The 20,950-nt window shown below is 65.4% G+C and carries 15 protein-coding genes; 9 read left to right on the forward strand and 6 right to left on the reverse strand.

Features of this window, described 5'->3' with window-relative positions:
- Positions 1 to 6: 6 nt before the first annotated feature.
- The 3 genes from Y882_RS02250 to Y882_RS02260 all read right to left on the reverse strand — a co-directional run bounded on the left by Y882_RS02250 (position 7) and on the right by Y882_RS02260 (position 6,981).
- Positions 7 to 2,340 carry a TIM-barrel domain-containing protein gene (locus Y882_RS02250; protein WP_046970241.1) on the reverse strand — a complete coding sequence of 778 codons (2,334 nt, stop codon included), beginning with the start codon at positions 2,338 to 2,340 and terminating at the stop codon, positions 7 to 9.
- A complete protein-coding gene (locus tag Y882_RS02255; RefSeq protein WP_082120899.1) occupies positions 2,340 to 3,917 on the reverse strand; it encodes an alpha-amylase family glycosyl hydrolase in 1,578 nt (525 codons plus the stop codon). Before Y882_RS02255 ends, Y882_RS02250 begins: the two co-directional genes overlap by 1 nt.
- Positions 3,918 to 4,095: 178 nt before the next feature.
- Positions 4,096 to 6,981: a TonB-dependent receptor gene (locus tag Y882_RS02260; protein ID WP_046970242.1), complete on the reverse strand. Its 2,886-nt coding sequence runs from the start codon at positions 6,979 to 6,981 to the stop codon at positions 4,096 to 4,098.
- Between the two features lie 512 nt (positions 6,982 to 7,493).
- Here Y882_RS02260 and Y882_RS02265 point away from each other — a divergent pair.
- The 7 genes from Y882_RS02265 to Y882_RS02295 all read left to right on the forward strand — a co-directional run bounded on the left by Y882_RS02265 (position 7,494) and on the right by Y882_RS02295 (position 16,222).
- Positions 7,494 to 9,110, forward strand: a complete 1,617-nt coding sequence (locus Y882_RS02265) for an alpha-glucosidase family protein (protein WP_046970243.1) — start codon at positions 7,494 to 7,496, stop codon at positions 9,108 to 9,110.
- Between the two features lie 167 nt (positions 9,111 to 9,277).
- Entirely contained in the window at positions 9,278 to 9,496 is a 219-nt protein-coding gene (locus Y882_RS02270; protein WP_046970244.1) for a hypothetical protein, read from the forward strand.
- 81 nt (positions 9,497 to 9,577) lie between these two features.
- Positions 9,578 to 10,750 (forward strand): FAD-dependent oxidoreductase, encoded by a 1,173-nt coding sequence (locus Y882_RS02275; protein ID WP_046970245.1) that lies wholly within the window; start codon positions 9,578 to 9,580, stop codon positions 10,748 to 10,750.
- A 118-nt stretch (positions 10,751 to 10,868) separates the two neighbouring features.
- Positions 10,869 to 12,821 (forward strand): serine hydrolase domain-containing protein, encoded by a 1,953-nt coding sequence (locus Y882_RS02280; RefSeq protein WP_052949603.1) that lies wholly within the window; start codon positions 10,869 to 10,871, stop codon positions 12,819 to 12,821.
- Positions 12,822 to 12,994: 173 nt separating this feature from the next.
- On the forward strand, positions 12,995 to 15,190 hold the full coding sequence (gene uvrD, locus Y882_RS02285; protein WP_046970246.1) for a DNA helicase II: 2,196 nt from the start codon (positions 12,995 to 12,997) through the stop codon (positions 15,188 to 15,190).
- An 8-nt stretch (positions 15,191 to 15,198) separates the two neighbouring features.
- The gene (locus Y882_RS02290) at positions 15,199 to 15,768 is read left to right on the forward strand and encodes an FUSC family protein (RefSeq protein WP_046970247.1); all 570 of its coding nucleotides are present in this window, start codon (positions 15,199 to 15,201) and stop codon (positions 15,766 to 15,768) included.
- Between the two features lie 100 nt (positions 15,769 to 15,868).
- On the forward strand, positions 15,869 to 16,222 hold the full coding sequence (locus Y882_RS02295) for a hypothetical protein (protein WP_046970248.1): 354 nt from the start codon (positions 15,869 to 15,871) through the stop codon (positions 16,220 to 16,222).
- Between the two features lie 42 nt (positions 16,223 to 16,264).
- On the opposite strand, the gene Y882_RS02300 is transcribed toward Y882_RS02295, so the two are convergent.
- The 3 genes from Y882_RS02300 to Y882_RS02310 form a co-directional block, all read right to left on the reverse strand.
- A complete protein-coding gene (locus Y882_RS02300) occupies positions 16,265 to 17,521 on the reverse strand; it encodes a heme biosynthesis HemY N-terminal domain-containing protein (protein WP_046970249.1) in 1,257 nt (418 codons plus the stop codon).
- Positions 17,518 to 18,618 carry a uroporphyrinogen-III C-methyltransferase gene (locus Y882_RS02305; RefSeq protein ID WP_046970269.1) on the reverse strand — a complete coding sequence of 367 codons (1,101 nt, stop codon included), beginning with the start codon at positions 18,616 to 18,618 and terminating at the stop codon, positions 17,518 to 17,520. Before Y882_RS02305 ends, Y882_RS02300 begins: the two co-directional genes overlap by 4 nt.
- A 76-nt stretch (positions 18,619 to 18,694) precedes the next feature.
- Entirely contained in the window at positions 18,695 to 19,465 is a 771-nt protein-coding gene (locus Y882_RS02310) for a uroporphyrinogen-III synthase (RefSeq protein WP_046970250.1), read from the reverse strand.
- 104 nt (positions 19,466 to 19,569) lie between these two features.
- Between Y882_RS02310 and Y882_RS02315 the strand changes: the two genes are divergently transcribed.
- Both Y882_RS02315 and Y882_RS02320 read left to right on the forward strand, forming a co-directional pair.
- Positions 19,570 to 20,052, forward strand: coding sequence for a YiiD C-terminal domain-containing protein (locus tag Y882_RS02315; RefSeq protein WP_046970251.1), 483 nt, complete (start codon positions 19,570 to 19,572; stop codon positions 20,050 to 20,052).
- Between the two features lie 52 nt (positions 20,053 to 20,104).
- Entirely contained in the window at positions 20,105 to 20,524 is a 420-nt protein-coding gene (locus Y882_RS02320) for a hypothetical protein (RefSeq protein WP_046970252.1), read from the forward strand.
- The last annotated feature ends 426 nt before the right edge of the window (positions 20,525 to 20,950 follow it).

Raw genomic sequence — 20,950 nt, forward strand, 5'->3', positions numbered from 1 at the left:
CACCCGTCACGGCTGCACCGCCGACGTGGTGAGCTGGATGTTCTTCGCCTTGCCTGCCTGCACTTTCACGTACGTCACCTCGCCAAAACGATCACGGCCCTGCGCCCAGCCTTCGCTGGTGGATGCGCGCAAGGCATCGAGACTGCCGAGCACCGGCAGCGGTTTGCCATCACTGCTCACGGCATGGGCCGGAGCCCCATGGATGGCCAGCACGTAATCCTGCAACGCCGGCTTGAATTTGCCGCTCGCCGCCGCTGCCTGGAAGTTCACCACGCTACCCTCGCGACGCACGGACAGCGCCTGCAGAAAGTAAGCCCCCTGCTCGTAGCCATAGGTTTCGCCGTCGTCTTCGTAGACGTTGAAAGCCGTTTCGCGATCGGACGGGAACACCTGCACGTCCAGCGACGTCACCGGCTGCTGGCCGACATGGTCCATCACCGGCTGCTGCGGAATGATGGCGCCCTCGCGCACGAACAACGGGATATCGCTCCAGTGGGCGGCATCGACGCTGAGCGTGATCTCGCGATCTCCGTCGTACGCCTTGCCATCGAACCAGTTGATCCAGCGTCCGTGCGGCAGCTGAAGATGCTTGACCGTCTGACCCTGCTCCACCACCGGCGAGACCAGCAGGTAATCGCCGAACATCCACGCGTCGATGCGATCGCGCTGGGCCGGATCGTTCGGATACACGAACTGCAGCGGCCGCACCAGGCCCACGCCGTCGGCATGCGCGTGGTACTCGTAGCTGTAGATATAGGGAATCAGCGAGTAGCGCAGGCGGATCGCTTCGGCCGCGGCCTTTTCGGCGATCGGCCCGTACACCCACGGCTGGCGCTTCTGGCCGAAGTCGGCGTGCACGCGGAACACCGGCGTGAACGCGCCGAACTGGATCCAGCGGGCGTAGTTCTCAGGTACGGGCATCGGCGCCTTGAAGCCGCCGCCGTCCATGCCCCAGTGCATCGCGCCCACGTCGAACGCGGCGAGCATGCGCTGGCGCTGCGCCGCCATGCTGGCGAAACCGCTCTGAATATCGCCGGACCACACGCCATACGCATAGCGCTGCGAGCCGAGATAGTAGTTGCGGTTGATCGACCACACGCGCTGGTTGCTGATGCCGCGCTGGCCGTCGTACAAGGCGCGCTGCATGTTGAGGAACTGCGTGTCGACGCCGCTGTCGTCGGCTTCGTCGTTCCACCAGCCCACGATGCCGGTCTCGAAGGAATGCTTGAGCGCGTCGTTGAAGAACCACGTGCGCACTTCCGGCTTGTCGAAATCCACGTCGCGCACGGGTTTGTGCGAGAAGTAGTCCGGGGCAAGCTTCGACTGCGCCAGCCAGTAGCCGCGCTCGGTGGCCTCGCGCCCTTCCACAGTATCCACATGCACGCGCGGCTTCATGATGCCGGTCATGCGCATGCCGCGCTGGTCCATCTGCTGCTTGAGCTTGCCGTCCGGCCCGTCCGGGAATTTGTCGGTGTTCCAGCGGAATTCGCCCATGTCTTCGCCCCAGGCCTTCCAGTCGAAGTCGAAGGTGAAGTTGTCGATGGGGATGTGCTTAGCGCGGTAGGTATCCACCAGGCTCAGCGCTTCCTTCTGGTCGATGCCCCACTGGCTGTTGGTGAAGCCCATCGCCCATTTGGGGAACATCGGTGCGGCGCCGCTGATCTGGCGCAGCTGGGCGAACAGCGCATCGGGCGCACCCACCAGCAGGTAGATGGTGTGCACCGCCGTGTGCGGGGCCTGGATGCCGATGCGGGTGGCCGACAGGTCGAACTGGGCCGGCTCCGCATCGGCAAGCACGCCGTAACCGGCGGTGCTCCATACGAACGGGGCGCCGGTATGACCCTGCCTGCCGGCGGTGGCGATCTGCTTGCCGTTGCGCAGCAAGTTGCCGGTTTGTGCATCGAAGGCGTTGAGGCCGCCGATGCCGTACTGCGGATCGCCCTTGGCATGCGTCAGCGACCAGCGGCCGTCCATCGCGTGCGAGAGATCGGCGCTGAGCAGCACGCGGCCCTTGGGGTCTTCCACCTGAAGTTGCGAATGGCGCGGATTCCAGCGCAAGGCCAGTTGCGCCGAGCGCAGGATATGCTTGTCGCCCTGCGTCTCGCGCGTCACCTCGACCGGGTCGAAGCTGGCCTGCTGATCGATTACCGGCGTGGCCGGTTCGCGCGTGCCGTCCACGCGCAACTGCACGATGCCCGGCGCCAGCAGGCGCAGTTCCAGCTTGCCCTGGGGCAGGCTCAGTTCCAGCCGGTCGGCGCTGGCGTCGTTACGCACGGCCATGGCCGGCGGCGTGATGGCCATGGCGCCCAACAGCGCCAGTGCAAGCAGGCGCGGCCGCATCAGCGCACCACGACGGTGCTGTAGGCGGGGAGCTGGAGATGGCCATGGTCCAGTGTGGCGTGGGCTTGGGTGGTCAGTTGCACGGCGGCATCCTTGGGCAGGAGATCCCCCTTAGGTTTCCACACTGCGCTCTTGCCGGAAAGGTTATGTACCACCAGCAGCTTCTGCTTGCCGTCGTTGCGCCAGTAGGCGACCACGTTGGGCAGGCCGGTGGCGACCACGGTCAGGTCGCCGTCGCGCAGCGCGCCGTTCTGGGCGCGCCAGCCGATCAGGGTGCGATAGGTGTTGTACAGCGAGGTCGCATCATCCTGCTCCGCCTGCACGGACACCGCCTGCCCCTGGCTCACGCTGGAAGGCTTCCAGCGCGATTCGCCCGGACCCGCTTCACGCGTCCAGCGCATCGGCTCGCGCAGGTTCTCGTCGGGCTTCTTGCCTTCCATGCCCAGCTCTTCGCCGTAGTAGATGTACGGCCGGCCCGGCAGGGTCAGCAGCATGGCCGCGGCCATGCGCATGTGGTCGACGTTGCCGTTGAGGCGGCTCATCACACGTTCCTGGTCGTGGTTGGACAGGAAGGTGGAGTCGATGTGCGGGGTGTCACCCGCCACTTTGTATGCGTCGTAGGTGGCCTTCAGCAGGCTTCCGAGTTGGCCCGCATGCTCACTCTTCGCGCTGACGATCAACTGCTCGGCCAGCGGGAAGTCGAAGATCGAACCCAGCGGCTTGAGGTAGGGCGCGAGTTCCTTCGGCGAGGTGGCACTGACTTCGCCCACCAAGGTCACATTGGGATGCGTCTTGGCGAGTGCGTCGTGGTATTCGGTCCACCAGGCTACGTTCTTCTCCAGCGCCTTGGCGCTGTGCACGTCCGACTTGAAGTCGACGTAGATGTGCTTGGCCGCATCGAGGCGGAAACCGTCCACGCCCTTGCCCAGCCAGTACTGGCCGACCTTGATCATCTCGGCGCGCACGGCCGGATTGTCGTAGTTGAGGTCGGGCATATGACCGCCGAACACGCCGATGTACCAGCCGTCGTTGCCCGCATGCCAGATCGGCGTATCGGTGGCGCTGATGGCCTTGAGGTCGGGCTGTTTGGACGTCCAGCTGTACCAGTCGCGGTGCGCGCCATCGGGCTTCTGCGCATCGACGAACCACGGGTGTTCCTTGGCGCTGTGGTTGATCACCATGTCCATGGTCACTGCGATGCCGCGCTTGTGCGCTTCGGCAACGAGATGCTCCATGTCGGCGGTGGTGCCGTACTGCGGATTGATGCCGTAGTAATCGGTGATGTCGTAGCCGTGGTAGCTGGGCGAGTTGTTGATTGGCATCAGCCAGATGCCGCTGATGCCCAACGACTTGAGGTAGTCGAGCTTGGCGGTGACGCCGTTGAGATCGCCGATGCCGTCGCCGTTGGTGTCGTACCAGGCGCGCACGAAGATTTCGTAGTAGACGCCCGACGATGGCTGCGTGTTCGAAACAGACGGCGGCGTCGCGTCAACCGCGTGTGCGCCGGAAAGGAAACCCGCGCCGAGCGCGAGTGCGGTGAACAAGGCCAGGGGCTTGAAAGTGCGGTTCCGCGACATGCCGATCTCCATGCAAAGGCCGCTGGCCTTCGACGGGAGACAGTACACCGGAACGCAGACTTCGCTTCGGGCCGGTGACCGCTACGCCGGGCCTCGCGGTGGGTGGATGCCGTGCAGAACACACGGCTCCGGATAGCATCGCGCCGGCACTCCTTGCGGAGGCCGGCGCGAGCGTGGCTTACAGCTTGAAGTTGACGCCGAGGTAGCTGGTACGACCGAAGTACTGGATCGTGCCGGTCTGCGACGGGTCGGAACCGAAGTAGGTGCGGGTCGGCTGATTGCTGATGTTCAGCATCTGGTAGACCACGCTCCACTGGTCGGTGATGTTGTACGAGGCCTGGAAGTCGTACACCGTTTCGGCGGCGAAGGTGACCATCTGGTTGGTCACCGACATCTGCGTGTCGGAGGCGAACTTCGAGCGGTAGTTGCCGGACAGTCGGGCCGAGAACGGACCGTAGTCGTAGAACACCGCCGCACTGGCCACGCGCTTGGACAGACCCGGCAGACCGATATACGAGGTCGGGCCGCCCAGCGTGGTCGGGTTGCTCACCGTGCTATGGGTCAGCGCGAGGTTGGCCTGCACGCCCAGACCTTCCCAGATGCCCGGGAAGATGTGGTTCTTGGCAAACGACATTTCCAGGCCGGTGACTTCGCCACCCTTCGCGTTGAACGCCGTCTGGTACTCGCCGTTGAGGTACGGCTTGCCCGTGGTCGGATCGGTCGGCACCGGGATGCCTGCCGAAGCGAAGTCGAAGTTGTTGTACGTCACGGCCTGCACGAAGGACTTGATGTCCTTGTAGAACACGCCGGCGCTGACCAGACCGCTGGAATCCTGGAAGTAGTGCTCGTAGGTCAGGTCATACTGCGTGGCGCGCAGCGGATCGAGCAGCGGGCTGGTGCCGCCCCAGACGTTGTAATAGTTCTGGCCACCGGCGGTCGACACCCACGAACCCGAGCCGGCCAGCATCTGGTTGATCGGCGGACGCGCGAGCACCTTGGCGGCAGCGAAGCGCATCTGGTCTTCGTCGGTGAAGTGGTAGATCAGGTTCAGCGACGGCAGCCAATCGGAATAGGTCTTGCCGACCGTGAGCGGCGCGTAGTCGAGGCTGGTGTTGCCGTTGCCGTCGGTGATCGGCACGCCGGCGCCATTGCCGACCTGCTGCAGGCCATTGCTGTACTGCGACTGGTGCGAGTAACGGAAGCCGACGTTACCGGTCAGCTCGTGGCCGAACACGTCCTGCGCATCGATGTCCGCCATGAAGTAGACGTCGCGGGTCTTCTCGTCGACCGAGCCGCTCTGGATCTCCGACCAGCTCTGGTCGGTGATGTTCTTCACCGGGTTGGCGACGATGCCGTGCGCGGCGAGGATCGCCGGGCCGTTGAGCTGCATGAAGCACGGGTAGCCCGAGAACTTGCCGCTCCAGCAGGTGACCTTGGCGGCGCTGGACGGAATGGTCAGCGGCGTGGTGCCGGAACCGCCCCACTCATTGCCATACACGTAGACCTCGCGGTCCGCGTTGTAGGTGTGGTTGTTGACGTACACGCCCGCTTCCAGCGCGGAGAACCAGCCGCTGTTGGGCAGGTCGTACTTCACGTCGGTGCGGAACGCCTTCATCTTGTCGTGATAGATGTAGGGGTACACGCCGTAACGCGACAACGCCAGGTCGTTGAGGTTGGTGTACGCGCCCGGATTGGCGAACGACACCGTGCCGAGGCTGCGACCAGCCAGCTGGTAGGTGGTGGACTGCCCCATCAGCTGCGGGTTGGCGGTGCCCAGACCGGTGTACGGATCGGCCGTGGTGTCCACGTTGATCTCGTTGCTGCTGGCACGCGACAGCGACAGGTCGGTGTTGACGTGCCAGCGGTCGTGGTTCCACTTCATGTTCAGGCCACCAGAGAACACGCTGGTGTCGGTGGAGTAGTTGTCGGCCGTGGTCTCGTTGGAGAAGTTGCCGCCACCGGTGCTGGTGATCGTGCCGCCGGTCATCGTGCCGTAGGGGCCGAGCACCGCGTTGGAGATCAGCGCCTGGTTGCCGTACATGTTCTGCGAACGGAAACCGTAGCCGAACGAGGTGTTCTTGTACTTGGAGTAGAACGCATCCGCGCCGAACTGCAGTTCGTCGGTGGCCTTCCACACGATGGTGGCCACTTCGCCGGTGCGACGCTCGGTGCCGCCGTTCTGCTGCAGCTGCAGACCCTGGGTCAGGTACGCCTGCTGACCGCTGGGCAGCGTGACCTTGTTGCCATCGGACGCTTCGCCGACAAACTGCTCGGCCACATGCGGCTGGTACATCTGCGCCACGCCCAGGCCCACGCCCAGGGTGTCGTTGAGGAACTTGCCCTGCCAGGCCGCGCTGACGCGATAGCCGGTGGAGTTGGCCCCAGCCACATCGCCCGCCTGGCTGTTGTAGCTGCCGCGCGCGTCGATGTTGAGGTTCTGTTCCTTCGGCGCATTGAGCGGGTTGGCCGTCTCCATGCCGATGGTGCCGCCGACGCCGCCGGTGATCAGCGAAGCCTGCGAGGACTTGTACACCGTGGCCATGTTGATCAGCTCGGACGGGTACTGGTCGAACTGGATGTAGTTGCTGCCGCTGGTGGACGGCTGCTCGCGGCCATTGAGCGTGGTCTGGATGAAGTTGCCCGAGAGGCCGCGGATATTGATCTGCGAGGCCTGGCCGGCGATGCGCTCGGCGGACACGCCCGGCAGGCGGGTCAGTGCGTCGGCAATGGACTGGTCAGGCAGGCCGCCGATGTCGGCCGGGGTGATGACGTTCTGGATCGTATCGGCGTAACGCTGATAGTCGATCGCCTTTTCCATGCCCTGGTTGTAACCCGTCACCGTGATGGTGGACAGGCTCTTGGCCAGCTGCTCGTCCTGCGTCGGCTTGCCCTGATCGTCCTTCTTGGTGGACGGAGCCGTCTGCGGGCCTGCGTCTTGCGGATTGTTGGCGGCGGCAGTGCCGGTCGCGTTTGCGCCCGCATCCGCCGGCGCTGCTTGAATACTCGCCGTCAAACAAAGACCGGACGCCAGCGCCAGGGCCAGCACATTACGTTTCAGTTCCACCGTCTTCCCCTCCCACGGGTTTGCACTTCATCTTTGGTTTTGTAGTTGCCGCAGCGATCCCCACAGACCGCCGCGGGCTACGCGCCAGTGCAAGCCGAGAAATCTTCGGAGGGCCCCGTCGCGTGGCGGCCATGGTAGGGCTGCAAAAAACCCCGAACAGGCCTATGCATACGTATTCATGACCCGGTTTTTTTGTGCACCTTTGACAAAATTCTAAGGGGTGCGCGTCTCACGCCCGTCGTCTGCGTACGGTGCGCCACCAGCCGTCTCGGCACTCGGAAAGTCGATGATGGCGCGGGTTTTCGTGCATCAGCGCGGATCGCCCGGCGCAAGTTTTCCTGCTCGCCAACGCATCTTTTTGCCACCTGCTGCATCGCAATATCACGATTTTCTGAATACGTATGCAGTCGAAGCGTCCGCTTCGCACTCTGCCTTTAAGCTGCCCCCCGCGCTTCGCTATCGGGGCGCGATCTGCGCGCGACGCAGGCTTTGGGCGGGAACGGGACAAGCGAATGAGTGAAGCACCCTGGTGGCGAGGAGCCGTCACCTATCAGATCTATCCACGCAGTTTCATGGACACCAACGGCGATGGCGTCGGTGACCTGCCCGGCATCGTCGACAAGCTCGACTATGTCGCGAGCCTTGGCGTGGACGCGATCTGGATCTCGCCGTTCTTCCGTTCGCCCATGGCCGACTTCGGCTACGACATCGCGGACTATCGCGAAGTCGATCCGCTGTTCGGCAGCAATGAGGATTTCGACCGCCTGCTGGCCAAGGCACACAAGCTCGGCCTGAAGGTGATGATCGACCAGGTGCTCAGCCACACGTCGATGGAGCATGCCTGGTTCAAGGAAAGCCGCGAAAGCCGCGACAATCCCAAGGCCGACTGGTACGTGTGGGCCGATGCGAAGGCCGACGGCACGCCGCCGAACAACTGGCTCTCGCTGTTCGGCGGTTGCGCCTGGCAGTGGGAACCGCGCCGCGGCCAGTACTACCTGCACAACTTCCTGACCTCGCAGCCCGATCTCAACTATCACAACCCCGACGTGCGCCGCGCCGTGCTCGGGGAGGTGAAGTACTGGCTGGACAAGGGCGTCAACGGCCTGCGCCTGGATGCGATCAACTTCTGCTTCCACGACCGCGAGCTGCGCGACAACCCGCCCAAGCCCGAGGACAAACGCGTGGGCCGCGGCTTCAGCCCGGACAACCCGTACGCGTTCCAATACCACTACTACAACAACACGCAGCCGGAGAACATCGCGTTCCTGGAAGAACTGCGCGCGTTGATGGATCAGTACGAGGACGTCGCCGCGATCGGCGAAATCTCCTCGGAAGACTCGCTCGCCACCACCGCCGAATACACCAGCGGCAACCGCCTGCACATGGGTTACAGCTTCGAGCTGCTTACCGATGATTTCAGCGCAGGCTACATCCGCGACACGGTGCGCAACCTCGAGGCGCAGATGCTGGAAGGCTGGCCGTGCTGGGCCATCTCCAATCACGACGTGTCGCGCGTGCTCAGCCGTTGGGGCAATGGCAACGCGTCGCCGAAGCTGGCCAACCTGCTGAGCGCGATGGTGTGTTCGCTGCGCGGATCGGTGTGCGTGTATCAGGGTGAGGAACTGGGCCTGACCGAGGCCGAGGTGCCGTTCGAATCGCTGCAGGATCCCTACGGCATCACCTTCTGGCCGACCTTCAAGGGCCGCGACGGCTGCCGCACGCCGATGCCGTGGAATGGCGGCATCAACGCCGGCTTCAGCGTCGGCGACCCGTGGCTGCCGGTGCCGGCCGAGCATCGCGCGCTGGCGGTGACCCTGCAGGACGCCACGCCCGATTCCACGCTCAACGGCTTTCGCCACTTCATGGCCTGGCGCAAGACGCAGCCGGCGCTGCGCTGGGGCAAGATCGAGTTCATCGACACACCCGAACCGGTGCTCGCCTTCACCCGCAAGCACGGCGAGGAGACGCTGCTGGTCGCGTTCAACTTGTCCAAGACGGCGGTGGCACTGCCGCTGGCCGGCCTGGGCAAGCTCACGGCCGTCAACGGCCACGGGCTGAGCCAGGGCACGGCGACCGTCGATGGTCTGAGCCTGCCTGGCCACGGTGCGCTGTTCGCCCGCGTGGAATAAAGATCCGCTTACCCCTCTCGACGGCGGCAATACGTCTTCACGCCGCCGTCGACTTTTCCCTTTTCCTCTGCTCCTATGGTGGTGCGTCAATGACTTGGCGCGGTTTCACAGTGGCGTGACGCGCTCTAGCGATTCTTCGCCCCGTCCACCTTTGCTAGGAGTTTTCCATGCGTGCAGTGCTGATCATTCTCGGCGTTCTTCTGCTGGCCGGCGGCATCTATGTCCTGATGGGCCATGGCAGCTATCAGACCACCGACACCCTCGTACAGATCGGCTCGGCCAAGGTCAGCGCCACGCATGACAAGGCGCTGCCGCAGTGGGTGGGTGTGGCTGGCATCGTGGTAGGTGCGCTGCTGGCGCTAGGCGGATTCATGAAGAAGGGCTGATGCCTTTTGCCCGTCATTCCGGCGCAGGCCGGAATGACGACCATGTAGCATTCGCCCTTTACTCCCCGGCTGAGAACGCCCATGGAACGACGCCAATTCCTGCGCCAGGCCAGCGCCACGCTCGCCGTGGCCTCGACGGCAGGACTGGCTGCGTGCACCACGCCCGCGGTGAAATCGCGTCCGGGCAGCACGGCGTGCTCGCCTTCACTGGCCCCCATCCGCGCCAGCACCGACCGCATCACCGGCGTCTATGTCTGCACGCGTCCGTTCCGCGCAGCCGGTCCGCGCATCGAGCTGGAAAAGTTCGGCAAGAAAACGGTGGTGCACAACTACGGCCACGGCGGCAGCGGCTGGTCGTTGTCGTGGGGCTCGGGCACGCTGGCCTTGCAGATGGTGCAGGCGAGCGGCGCGCGCGAACTGGGTGTGATCGGCTGCGGCGCGATTGGACTGACCACTGCCCTGCTCGCCCAGCGCGCCGGCCTGGCCACGCGCATCTACGCGAAGGCCTTGCCGCCGGATGTGTTTTCCATGCGCGCCTCCGGCCTGTGGACACCCGACTCGCGCATCTGCGACGCCGCACATGCGCCGGCCCTGGCTGATCGCTGGGAAATGATGACGCGGCTCTCCTACGCGCGTTACCAGAGCCTGCTAGGCCTGCCGGGCCAGCCGATCGAATGGATCGACGGCTATTCGCTGGCGGACGCGCCGTTCGGCAAGTTTCACGGCGAGGTGGCGGACGAACCGGAGTACGGCGAGTTCGCCGACCGCGTGCGCGATCTCACCCCGCGCCCCGTGGCGTTGTCGCCGGGCCAGCATCCCTTCCCCGAGCCCCACGTGCGCCGCTACACCACGCTGATGTTCAACATCAGCAGCTATGCGAACTATCTGATGAGCGAATATCTTGCGGCCGGCGGCAAGATCGAGATCCGCGAATTCGAACACGCCGAGCAGCTGCAACAGCTGCCCGAGCACACCCTGGTCAATGCCACCGGTTACGGTGCGCGCGCGCTGTTCAACGACGATACGGTGATCCCCGTGCGCGGTCAGACGGCAAGGCTGATCCCGCAGCCCGAAGTCACGTACGGATTGCGTACGCAAAATCTCAGCGTGGTGCCACGCACGGACGGCATCATGGTCCAGGTGATCGGCGATGCGGGCAACTACAACAACCCGGATATCACGCCGCAGCGCGAGGTGTCCGAAGCGGCGGTGCGCGAACTGGCCGATCTCGTCGCCCAGATGAAACGCGACTGAGCGCACGCTTCCAGCTGAAAACCACCTGACGCGCGTTGACGCCGCGCAGACGCCACGCCACAAGGGGCGGTGCATACTTGCCCATCGTCCCCGCCGCGTCCGCTTCAAGGAGTCCCGCATGCCCGCCATCGCGTCCACCGTGATGAGCCGTCTCCGTTCGCGGACATACGCTGCAGCGCTCGTCCTGATGCTGCTTCCCGCGAGTGCGTGGGCGCAGGCGCCGATCCAGATCACGCCGCTGCCGGAAGCCAAGCACGCCACCGTCACCCAACTGGGTGCCTCCGAACTCGATGCCCGCAGCCTGCAGCCCTGGCTCGATGGCGAAATGAACCACGTGATGCAGCAGGGCGCGGTGACCGGCGCCGTGGCGGTGGTGGTGAAGGACGGCGAGATCCTTTATGCCAAGGGCTACGGTGAGGCGGATGCGGAGGCGAAGAAGCCGGTCGATCCGGCCACGACGATGTTCCGCGTGGGCGCAGTGTCAGGCATCGTTACGTCCACCGCCGTCATGCAATTAGTCGAACGACATAAGCTCGACCTCGATGCCGATGTCAACCGCTACCTGGACTTCACCATCCCAGCACTCGACGGAAAGCCGGTGACACTGCGCGACCTGCTGACGAACACAGCTGGCTTCGAAGAAATGCGCAAAGGGCTCTACATCACAGACCCAAAGAGAGTTGACAGGGATGAGCTAGGCATCCATCACGGCGGGTGGCTCCCAGCTCGGGTCTATCCTGCAGGCAAGGTACCTGCGTACTCCGTCTACGGCATGGCTCTGACTGGCTACATCGTCCAGCGTGTATCGGGCCAGCGCTTCGATGAATATGCTGAGCGACACGTGTTCGAACCGCTGGGAATGCGGCGCAGCACGTTTCGGCAGTCGAGGTCATTGTGGTCCGGTAACGCAGATGGAGGAGTGGCGGGAGAGCCGACATCCACTGTGAAGCTGGTCGTACCAACCCCTGCGCTAGGCTTGGCCATCAGCGGCGAGGACGCCGCAAAGCTGATGATCGCGCACTTGCAGTATGGCCGAGCAGACAACGCACAACTGCTTGAACAGGCGAGCGTGCAGCAGATGCAGGCTTATCGTCGAGCAGCCATTCCAGGTCTGCCGGGCATGGCGATTGGATTCGCCCAACTAGATACCGGCGAACCGACCATACTCGGTCACCAGGGCGATTTCGATGACTCACATAGCCTGCTGGCGCTGGTACCCGAACATCACACGGGCATCTTCATTGCAACTGCCGGGGGAGATGCGGCACGGCTGCTGCGACCACTGCTGTCACGCTTCGTGACGCGCTATTTCCCACCGCTTCCAGAACTGAGACCAGCCACGATCGGTACAGACAAAGCCCACGCCGCGCAGCTGGCAGGTCGCTACGAATCCAGCATCTCATCGCACAGCAACGTGCTCGCACTGCGCGACCTGTTCCAACAAAACACCATCAGTATCGGCGCCGATGGATCGCTCAATACGCCGATGTTCGCAGCAGCGCATTGGCGCGAGGTGAAACCGTATCTTTGGGTGGATGACGCCTCGGGCCTTCACCTTGGCGCTGTCGTCCGCGATGGCAATGTACGCATGCTGTCGACTGATACGCTTTCGCCGGCACAGGTCTATTTGCCTGCCACGGGTGCATCGCCGGAGACCGTCAGAGGGGTGATTTTGCTCATCCTTGGGTGCTTTGCACTGATTGCATTGTCCTGGCCAGTCATGGCGTGGGCGAGCCAGCGCCACACCTCGCTTGCCCTCCCGCAGAATGAAGGGTCCTGGTATCGCCTCAGCCGATTCACGGCCGTGCTCTACCTGCTTTGCGCCGGTGGCTGGTACCTAATGCTGCCGAGGCTCGGCTCACCCCACCTTGAGCTGCGCCTGCTTCTCCTGTTCGTCATCTGCGTACTCACCTTGCTGACCAGCGTGTCGGTGGTCGTGGAAAATGTGCGCGCGTGGCATGGGGGCGCTTGGTGGCGGCGCATTTCGGGCCTCCTCCTGCTGCTGGCCTGCATCGCCGCCATCGCCTTCGCGGCCTGCTGGCACCTTCTGAGCCCGGGGCTCAACTATTGAGGCCCTGAGCTTCAGTTCAAAACACGCCGTCGAGGTTCATTCCCCTCACCGTCATTCCCGCGAAAGCGGGAATCCAGCGCCTTTAGGTGACGTAAGAAAGGCACTGGATTCCCGCTTTCGCGGGAATGACGGTGAGGGGGACCGATGTTGCCCTGCCCGGTACAATAGGCAGGATGGATGTCTCCCACCTGATCGACAAGCTCAACGACGCGCAGCGCGAAGCCGTTTGCGCGCCTCCCGGCCACTATCTCGTGCTCGCGGGCGCCGGCTCCGGCAAGACGCGCGTGCTCACCCACCGGATCGGCTGGCTCACCCAGGTGGTGGGCGTGTCGCCGTGGTCGGTACTGGCCGTCACCTTCACCAACAAGGCCGCGGGCGAGATGCGCGCGCGCTTGGATCAGCTGATCCCGGGCGGCACGCAAGGCCTGACCGTGGGCACCTTCCACGGCATCGCGCACCGGCTGCTGCGCCGTCACTGGCGCGAGGCGGGCCTGCCAGAAGGTTTCCAGATCCTCGACGCGGATGACCAGCAGCGCATCATCAAGCGGGTGATCGCCGGTCTGGGCCTGGACGAGGCGCGCTTCCCGCCGCGTCAGGCGACCTGGCAGATCAACCAGTGGAAGGACGAAGGCAAGCGCGCGGACACCATCGAGCATCGCGACCATCCGATGACGCGCACCCTGGTGCAGATCTATCAGGCGTATGAGGAAGCCTGCCGCCGCGCCGGCCTGGTGGACTTCGCCGAACTGCTGCTGCGCGCGCACGAGTTGTGGCTGCACAATCCGGCCATCCTCGATCACTACCGCGATCGCTGGCGCCACCTGCTGATCGACGAATTCCAGGACACCAACACGCTGCAGTACGCGTGGATCCGCGTGCTCGCCGGTCCGACTGGCCAGGTGTTCGTGGTGGGTGACGACGACCAGGCCATCTACGGCTGGCGCGGTGCGAAGGTCGAGAACGTGCAGCAGTTCCTGCGCGATTTCCCCGGCGCCAAGACCATCAAGCTCGAACAGAACTACCGCTCCACCTCGACCATCCTCAAGGCCGCCAACAGCGTGATCGCGCGCAACGGCGGCCGCCTGGGCAAGCAGCTGTGGACGGATGGCGGCGAAGGCGAGCGCATCGCGCTGTACGCCGCGTACAACGAGCAGGACGAAGCGCGCTTCGTGATCGAGCGCATCCGCGAATACGTCAGCGAGCATGGCGAAGCGCGCGATTGCGCGATCCTCTATCGCTCCAATGCGCAGTCGCGCAACTTCGAAGAACAGCTGATGCAGCGGGATATCCGCTTCCGCGTCTACGGCGGGCAGCGCTTCTTCGATCGCGCGGAAATCAAGGATGCCTTGGCTTATCTGCGCCTCTCGTCCAACCGGCAGGATGACGCCGCGTTCGAACGCGCGGTGAACACGCCGCCACGCGGCATCGGCGACCGCACGCTGGACGTGCTGCGCCGCCGAGCGCGCTCCGAACGCAGCTCCATGTGGGAAGCCGCGCTCAGCGAACTCAGCGGCGGCAGCGAACTCGCCGGCCGCGCCAAGAACGCGGTGAAGGCTTTCCTCACCATGATCGAGGATATGGCGCGGGCGTTCGCGGGCGCAGGCGTGGGCGACGCGCTCGCACTGGCCGAACAGATCGACCACGCCATCACCCACACCGGCCTGCGCGACTTCTACGAGAAAGACAGCCGCGGCAACGCCGAATCGCGCGTGGAAAACCTGGACGAACTGGTCAACGTGGCGAGCCGTTTCGAGCTGACGCCCGATGACGAAGAAGCCGGCCTGAGCGAATTGTCGGCCTTCCTCTCGCACGCCGCGCTGGAAGCCGGCGAAGGTCAGGGAGAAGCCTGGGACGACTGCGTGCAGCTGATGACGCTGCATTCGGCCAAGGGCCTGGAATTCCCGGTGGTATTCCTGGTCGGCATGGAAGAAGGCCTGTTCCCCAGCCAACGTTCGGTGGAAGACGAAGGCCGCCTGGAAGAAGAACGCCGCCTCGCCTACGTGGGCATCACCCGTGCACGCGAACGCCTGTTCATCACCTACGCCGAATCGCGCCGCATGCACGGCGTGGAAATGCTCGCGCGCCCGTCACGCTTCCTGGCGGAAATTCCGCCCGAACTGATCGATGAAGTGCGTCCGCGCGTGCAGGTGAGCCGTCCGCTCTACGGCGCGCGCCCGAACAGCGGCTCGAAGTCGCTGGAAGAAAGCATGCCGCTCACCCTGGGGCAGCGCGTGAGCCACCCCAGCTTCGGCGAAGGCATCGTGGTGACGGCCGAGGGCAGCGGCGCGCATATGCGCATCCAGGTCAACTTCGCCAACAGCGGCAGCAAGTGGCTGGTCTACGCCTATGCCAACCTGACACCGCTGTAGCCACGACCATGAGCGACCAGCCTTCCCTGCGCGACAACCTGCGACGCCTGGTCGACGTCCAGCAAGGACTGGCTTATGTGTACCGGCACCAGCCATGGACGCATCGGCTGGTGCAGGGCCTCTGGTTCGCCCTGCAGGCACTGCTGGCTGCCAGCAGTGCCTATGGCCTGGGCTTGCTGCTGCATACCCAGCAGGCCTTCTGGGCGGCCATCACCGCCATCGCGGTGACCCAGCAGACCTACCTGGACACCCGCTCCTCCTCGCGCGACCAGCTGATCGGCGCGCTGGTGGGCGGCATCGTAGGTTTCAGCGCCACGCTCTTGCTGGGCGAACAGTTCAGCGCCTATGCCGTGGCGATCGTAGTCGCCATCACCGCCTGCTGGCTGCTGGGCGTGGGCAGCGCGGGCCGGCTGAGCGGCACCACCACCACCATCATCATGCTGGTGCCGCACACCGGTTCGTTCTGGCTGATCGCGCTCACGCGCGTGGGTGAAGTGGCGCTGGGCATCGTCTGTTCGCTGGCCGTGGTGATGCTGGCCGAGCGCGTGCAGCGCTGGTGGGTGCGCCCGGGCGGCTGAGTCGCCTTATGATCTGGCCGATGAACGCAGGAAGGTTCGACGGGAACCGCTGGCCGGCGCTGGGGCTCCCTCTTTCGAAGCATTCGACCCAGGCCAGGCCATGACCGACATCTCCGACAGCAGCTCCGAAAGCCAGCGCGCGCGCCTGGATCACGATATCTGCGTGCATATCTTCACCGCTTCGGCCGCGATGGTCGGCGTCTGCCTCACCGTGATCGGCATTCTTCGCGTGGTGATTTCACTGCGCAAAGAGGATCTGCTCGGCGACGACCTGCTGGCCTTCAACTCGATGCTCTATCTTTCTTCGTGCCTGCTTTCGTACTGGGCGTTGCGCACGCGCAGCCTGGGCCGCAACCATCGCCTGGAACGCCTGGCCGATAGCATTTTCCTGGTGGCGCTGGTGTTCACGGCGATCAATGCCGGCTTCATCACCTGGGCCATTTCGGCAAGTTGATGCGCCGCCTTGCGCCCTGGAAGGCGCAGGCGGCAAACGGGATCACTCAGGCAGGCGCGGCACGCCGTGTTCGCTGCGTTCTTCCACCGCGATCGGGCGCGTGTCCAGACGCGACGCACGCACACTCTGTGGCAACGGAGCGATCGCTTCGCCCCGCGCCAGCGCCAGCGCATTGCGGTAACAACGCTGGGCCAGGGCGGCATCGTCCTGGCCCGCGTAGACGTCGCCCAGCGATTCCCACGCACCGCTGCTGGGCGTGAGAGCCAGTGATCGTTCCAGATACTGCGCCGCCTTGCCCCACAGGCCCTGGCGCACGCACATGCGGCCCAGCGTGAGCAGCAGCGCGGCATCATTGGGATGCGCATCGAGCCAGGATTCGGCGCGGCGCAGGCGCGCTTCGATATCTTCGCCGCCCAGCGCGCCATAGGTTTCGATCAACAGCGGCGACCACTCGCGGCGCAGCGCCGATTCGACTTCGTCCATCGCCGGCAACACCATGCCGAACGAGGCCGCCTGGCGCGCATAAGCGTCCACCGCCGCCGGTACGCGACGCTGCGTCTTGGGCAGTTGCGACCACAGCGTGTTGAGCGCGGCCGCGTCGGAGGCGCCGCGCAACGATGCGGCCAGCACCTGGCCTTCCAATACGGCGAAGGTCTTGGTGCTCAGCGAGCCGCTCTTCTGCAGCGGCTCCAAGGCCTGGCGCGCCCGCCGCGTATCGCCGCTGGCGAGTGCGGCCAGCGCAAGTTCGCGCCAGCCGCCGGGCGTGAGGCTGCCGGCATCCGCATCAGCAGCGAGCAGATTCACAGCTTCCGCAGGACGCCCCTCGCGGCGCAGCACGCGGGCGCGCAGCACGCGGGCGCCACGCGGCGCGACCTGCGCGGCGTCATCCAGCGTGGTGAGCGCACGACTGTTCTCGCCGCGACGCGATGCGGCCTCGGCGGCCGCCAGCAAGGCAGGACCGCGCAGCACATCCAGACGCGAGGCACGATGCAGATCGCGCTCGGCGTCGCCATGGCGACCTTCCATCAGCGCAAGCAGGCCGTCGCTCATCTTGCGGCGGCTGAGCCGGCGATGGCGGCGCGTGAACGCACCAAACGGCCAGCGCACGGCAAACCAAAGTGCGCTCAGCACGGCCCACGCCAGCAACAGGATGACGATGGCGGCCACTGCGGTGGTCTCCGCCTGCCAGCCGCGCAGCTGCACCAGCACGTAACCCGGGTCTTCCGCCACCCAGTGCCAGCCGAACGCAGTCAGTGCCGCCACGATCACCAGCAGCAGGATCCAGCGCCACAACGTCATGACTTGGCTCCGGCCGAGCTGCTGGCCGCGGGCTTGAGTGCATGCACGGCGCGCAGATTGCGCAGCTCGCCCAGCGCCGCACCCAGTTGCACCGCCGCACCGGGCGGCTGGGCCAGCAGGCTGGCCAGCTGCGTGCGCGCTTGCTGTACCGGCGCGGCGTGGGTGTCGAACTGCGCCACGATGCCGGCATCGGCACGCTTGAGCGCCGCGATATAGGCGTCACGATCGGACGCCAGCAAGGCAGCCTGCGCCTGCGCCAGATCGATCGAAGCGAGCTCGCGTGCGAAACGCGCATCGGCCACCGACAGCGGCGCGCCATTCGTGCGCTGCACCTTCACCACTTGATCGAGGGCGCCCATGATGCGCGACCAGCCGCCCGGGGCGGTGTCGGTCGCGGCGCTGTCCAGTGGCTTGAGGGGCAGCTCCATGGTCGCCGCACGCAGATTGCTCAGCGTGGTCAGCGCGGTGTCCACGTTCACCGTCTGCGTCTTGCTCAGCGCTTCGCGTTCCGCGCCCACACTCTGCCGCAGACCGGAGAAGGCGCCGTCGTTGACCGCGGCGAGGGCCTGATCGGCGAGCGCATAGGCGGCCAGTGCGCCCTGCGCGTCATGGAACAGGTCGTAACGCTCCTTGGCCATGCGCAGCAGCGATTCGGTTTCATCCAGCAGCATGGCGTCGTGACCGGACAAGGTCTTTTCGGACAGCTTGGTCACGGCGTCTTCGAGATTGCGCGTGCGCTCGGACTGGCTCAGCAGTTCCTCGCGCAGCGAGCGGTTCACCTGATCGGCGTCGCCCAGGCGCTGGCGCAGCAGGTTGCGCTCGCTGTCGCTGGCGCCGAAGGCACTCTCCAGCGTATCGACGCGCTGTTTGAGTCCGCTCAGCGCCGCATTGCCGGCGGCATTGCCCTGCTCCTGCCGCCACTGCCGCCAGCCCACATAGCCGGCGCCGCCCAGGGCAAGCAGGGAAATCAGCAGCGCCACCGCCAGCGTGCCGCTGCCGCGTTTGGCCGGCGGCGTCGCGCGCGCTGCGCGAGGGGAAGTGTCTGAACGTGCGCCCGCAGGCGCACCGCGATCGAGGAAGGAGTCGTCTTGGCTCATGCGCGACATGCTAACAGCCCACGCCGGGGGGCTCGCATCAAACGGGCGTGAAGGCCTGGGGCTCGCGGCAAAACAGCTAGGGACGGGCTGCAGCCGTGAGCAGGTTGTCCGAAAGCGCCGAGGCCGCCACCGCGACGCGCTCGAAGCCGGCGGCATGCGCGGCCTCGGCCAGCCGCTCGCTGCTGGCGATGGCGACAGCCTGGATCAGTTGCGCGAACGCATCGGCAGGCAAGCCCTGCTGCAGGTTGTCCAACGCCTCGGCGCTGGACAGCAGCACGCGCGCATCGGCCGGCAACTGCCGGACGGCATCGAGCTGACGACGCTGCCAGCGCGGCGTGCCGCGACGATAGACGTGCACCTCGCGCAGCTGGGCGCCACGCGCCAGCAGCTCCGCGCGCAGCACGCCACGGCCGCCCGGCGCACCAATGAGCGCCACCCGACGGCCCTGCACGTGAGCAAGCGCCGGTTGCTCCAGCAGCCCCTCGCTGTCCTGGCGCACCAGCGGAGCAAGCGCGTCGACACCATGACGCGCCAAGGCCCGAGCCGTGCCCTGGCCCACCGCAAGCACCGTAGCGTCGGTGCGCAACGGCGCCAGGTGGGCAGCGAAGCGGACGGCGGCCGGGCTGGTGAAGATCAGCAGCTGATCGTTCAGTGCGGCACGCAGATCGACGGCCACCGCCGCCGCGCCATCGACCGCACGCAGCGACAAGCCCGGCAACAGCAGCGGCACCCCACCCATCCGGCGCACCCGTCGCGCCAACGGCGAGCCCGTCCCGGCCGGCCGCGTGATGACCACGGTGCGTCCGTCCAGCGAGGGCTCGGCAGGGGTCAGGGATCGCGTGCTCATGGGCCTCTCCGGGGTTGCCCGCGAGTGTAGCGGCCCCGGGCAGTAGCGGTGCTGACTCCTCAGGGTGCGTAAACTACGCGTTCCCCCACGCCTACCCCGCGACGATGAGCAGCACCGAACGACACACACTTGCACGCAAGCTGGTCAGCTTCATGCGCGATGAAATTCCCCTCGCGCAGACCATGGACGTCAACCTGCACGGCTGCGACGAGCAGCAATTCTCCCTCGCCGCCCCGCTCGGGCCGAACATCAACGACAAGGGCTGCGCGTTCGGCGGCAGCCTGGTCAGCGTGATGACGCTCAATGGCTGGGGCCTGGTCGAACTGGAACTGCGCATGCGCGGACTCGAATGCGACCTTTTCGTCGGCGAATCCACCGTGCGCTACCTCGAACCGGTGTGGGAGGGCTTCGTCAGCGAGGCGCGCCTGGCCGAAGGTGCGGACTGGGTCACCTTTTTCGACACGCTGGCCTCGCGTGGCCGCGCCCGCATCGAGGTGACCTGCCAGGTCCCGGGCATCGGCAGCAAGCCCGCCGCCACGCTGGAGGCCCGTTTCGTGGCCAAGCGGCGCTCCCCCGACGCCGTATGAAAAAGTCATCCGCCTTGGGCACAATGCAGCCCTAGTCCAAGGGGAATGCCAGATGCGCCGCGTCCTGATCCCGCTCGTCACCCTGTCCATGCTTGCGCTCGGTGGCTGTGCCACCAACAAGCGCAACGATGACCTCACCACCACGCTCAACGCCTACGCCAGCGCGGTGCGCTGGGGCGACTTCAACGCGGCCCTGGTATTCGTGGACCCGAAGGTGCGCGAGGCCCATCCGATCTCGCCGCTGGAGATGTCCCGCTACCAGCAATACAAGGTCAGCGGTTACGACGATGGCAACGGCGTCGTGCCCAATGGCCAGCTCGAAGTGAAGCAGACGGTGAAGATCAACCTGGTCAACGTGAATACCCAGGCCGAGCGCACGGTGACGGATCACCAGACGTGGAGTTATGACGCCGAGAGCAAGCACTGGTATCTGGAGACGGGGTTGCCGGATATCAGTGGGAAGCAGTTGTAGTTTTGGTTTGGGGCTTCGCTTCGCTTTGGCCTTGACCCTCAATCCACCCGCGCACTGAGTTCAACATCCAGCCGCCTGTCTGTGGGAGCGCACCCTGTGCGCGACGCCACGCATGGGTGTATCGCTCCGTAGGTTTGTCGCGCACAGGGTGCGCTCCCACAAAGAGCCGATCGGCAGCGTTGATGCGCCACCACACGCCTGCGTCCTCCCTTGTAGGAGCGCACCTTGTGCGCGACCGCGGCCTAACAGGCCGCCCTGCGGGCGGCGTTCGCGCACAGGGTGCGCTCCTACAAGTAGCGGCCCGGCGCAACGGGCTTTGGGCTCTTGATGTGGCTCTACCCCCGGGGTCCCCGTATGACGCGGCGGGCGGGTGGAGGAAAGCCCGCAGGGTGGCCGCATGGATGCGGCCAGTTTTTCGACAGGACA

This window comes from Dyella japonica DSM 16301 (assembly GCF_001010355.1).
GTDB lineage: Bacteria > Pseudomonadota > Gammaproteobacteria > Xanthomonadales > Rhodanobacteraceae > Dyella > Dyella japonica.

Bases quoted from the DNA above. Each gene is read 5' to 3' on its own strand.
- Y882_RS02250 (WP_046970241.1), bottom strand. From the start codon at position 2,340: ATGCGGCCGCGCCTGCTTGCACTGGCGCTGTTGGGCGCCATGGCCATC.
- Y882_RS02255 (WP_082120899.1), bottom strand. From the start codon at position 3,917: ATGTCGCGGAACCGCACTTTCAAGCCCCTGGCCTTGTTCACCGCACTC.
- Y882_RS02265 (WP_046970243.1), top strand. From the start codon at position 7,494: ATGAGTGAAGCACCCTGGTGGCGAGGAGCCGTCACCTATCAGATCTAT.
- Y882_RS02270 (WP_046970244.1), top strand. From the start codon at position 9,278: ATGCGTGCAGTGCTGATCATTCTCGGCGTTCTTCTGCTGGCCGGCGGC.
- Y882_RS02275 (WP_046970245.1), top strand. From the start codon at position 9,578: ATGGAACGACGCCAATTCCTGCGCCAGGCCAGCGCCACGCTCGCCGTG.
- Y882_RS02280 (WP_052949603.1), top strand. From the start codon at position 10,869: ATGCCCGCCATCGCGTCCACCGTGATGAGCCGTCTCCGTTCGCGGACA.
- uvrD (WP_046970246.1), top strand. From the start codon at position 12,995: ATGGATGTCTCCCACCTGATCGACAAGCTCAACGACGCGCAGCGCGAA.
- Y882_RS02290 (WP_046970247.1), top strand. From the start codon at position 15,199: ATGAGCGACCAGCCTTCCCTGCGCGACAACCTGCGACGCCTGGTCGAC.
- Y882_RS02295 (WP_046970248.1), top strand. From the start codon at position 15,869: ATGACCGACATCTCCGACAGCAGCTCCGAAAGCCAGCGCGCGCGCCTG.
- Y882_RS02300 (WP_046970249.1), bottom strand. From the start codon at position 17,521: ATGACGTTGTGGCGCTGGATCCTGCTGCTGGTGATCGTGGCGGCACTG.
- Y882_RS02305 (WP_046970269.1), bottom strand. From the start codon at position 18,618: ATGAGCCAAGACGACTCCTTCCTCGATCGCGGTGCGCCTGCGGGCGCA.
- Y882_RS02310 (WP_046970250.1), bottom strand. From the start codon at position 19,465: ATGAGCACGCGATCCCTGACCCCTGCCGAGCCCTCGCTGGACGGACGC.
- Y882_RS02315 (WP_046970251.1), top strand. From the start codon at position 19,570: ATGAGCAGCACCGAACGACACACACTTGCACGCAAGCTGGTCAGCTTC.
- Y882_RS02320 (WP_046970252.1), top strand. From the start codon at position 20,105: ATGCGCCGCGTCCTGATCCCGCTCGTCACCCTGTCCATGCTTGCGCTC.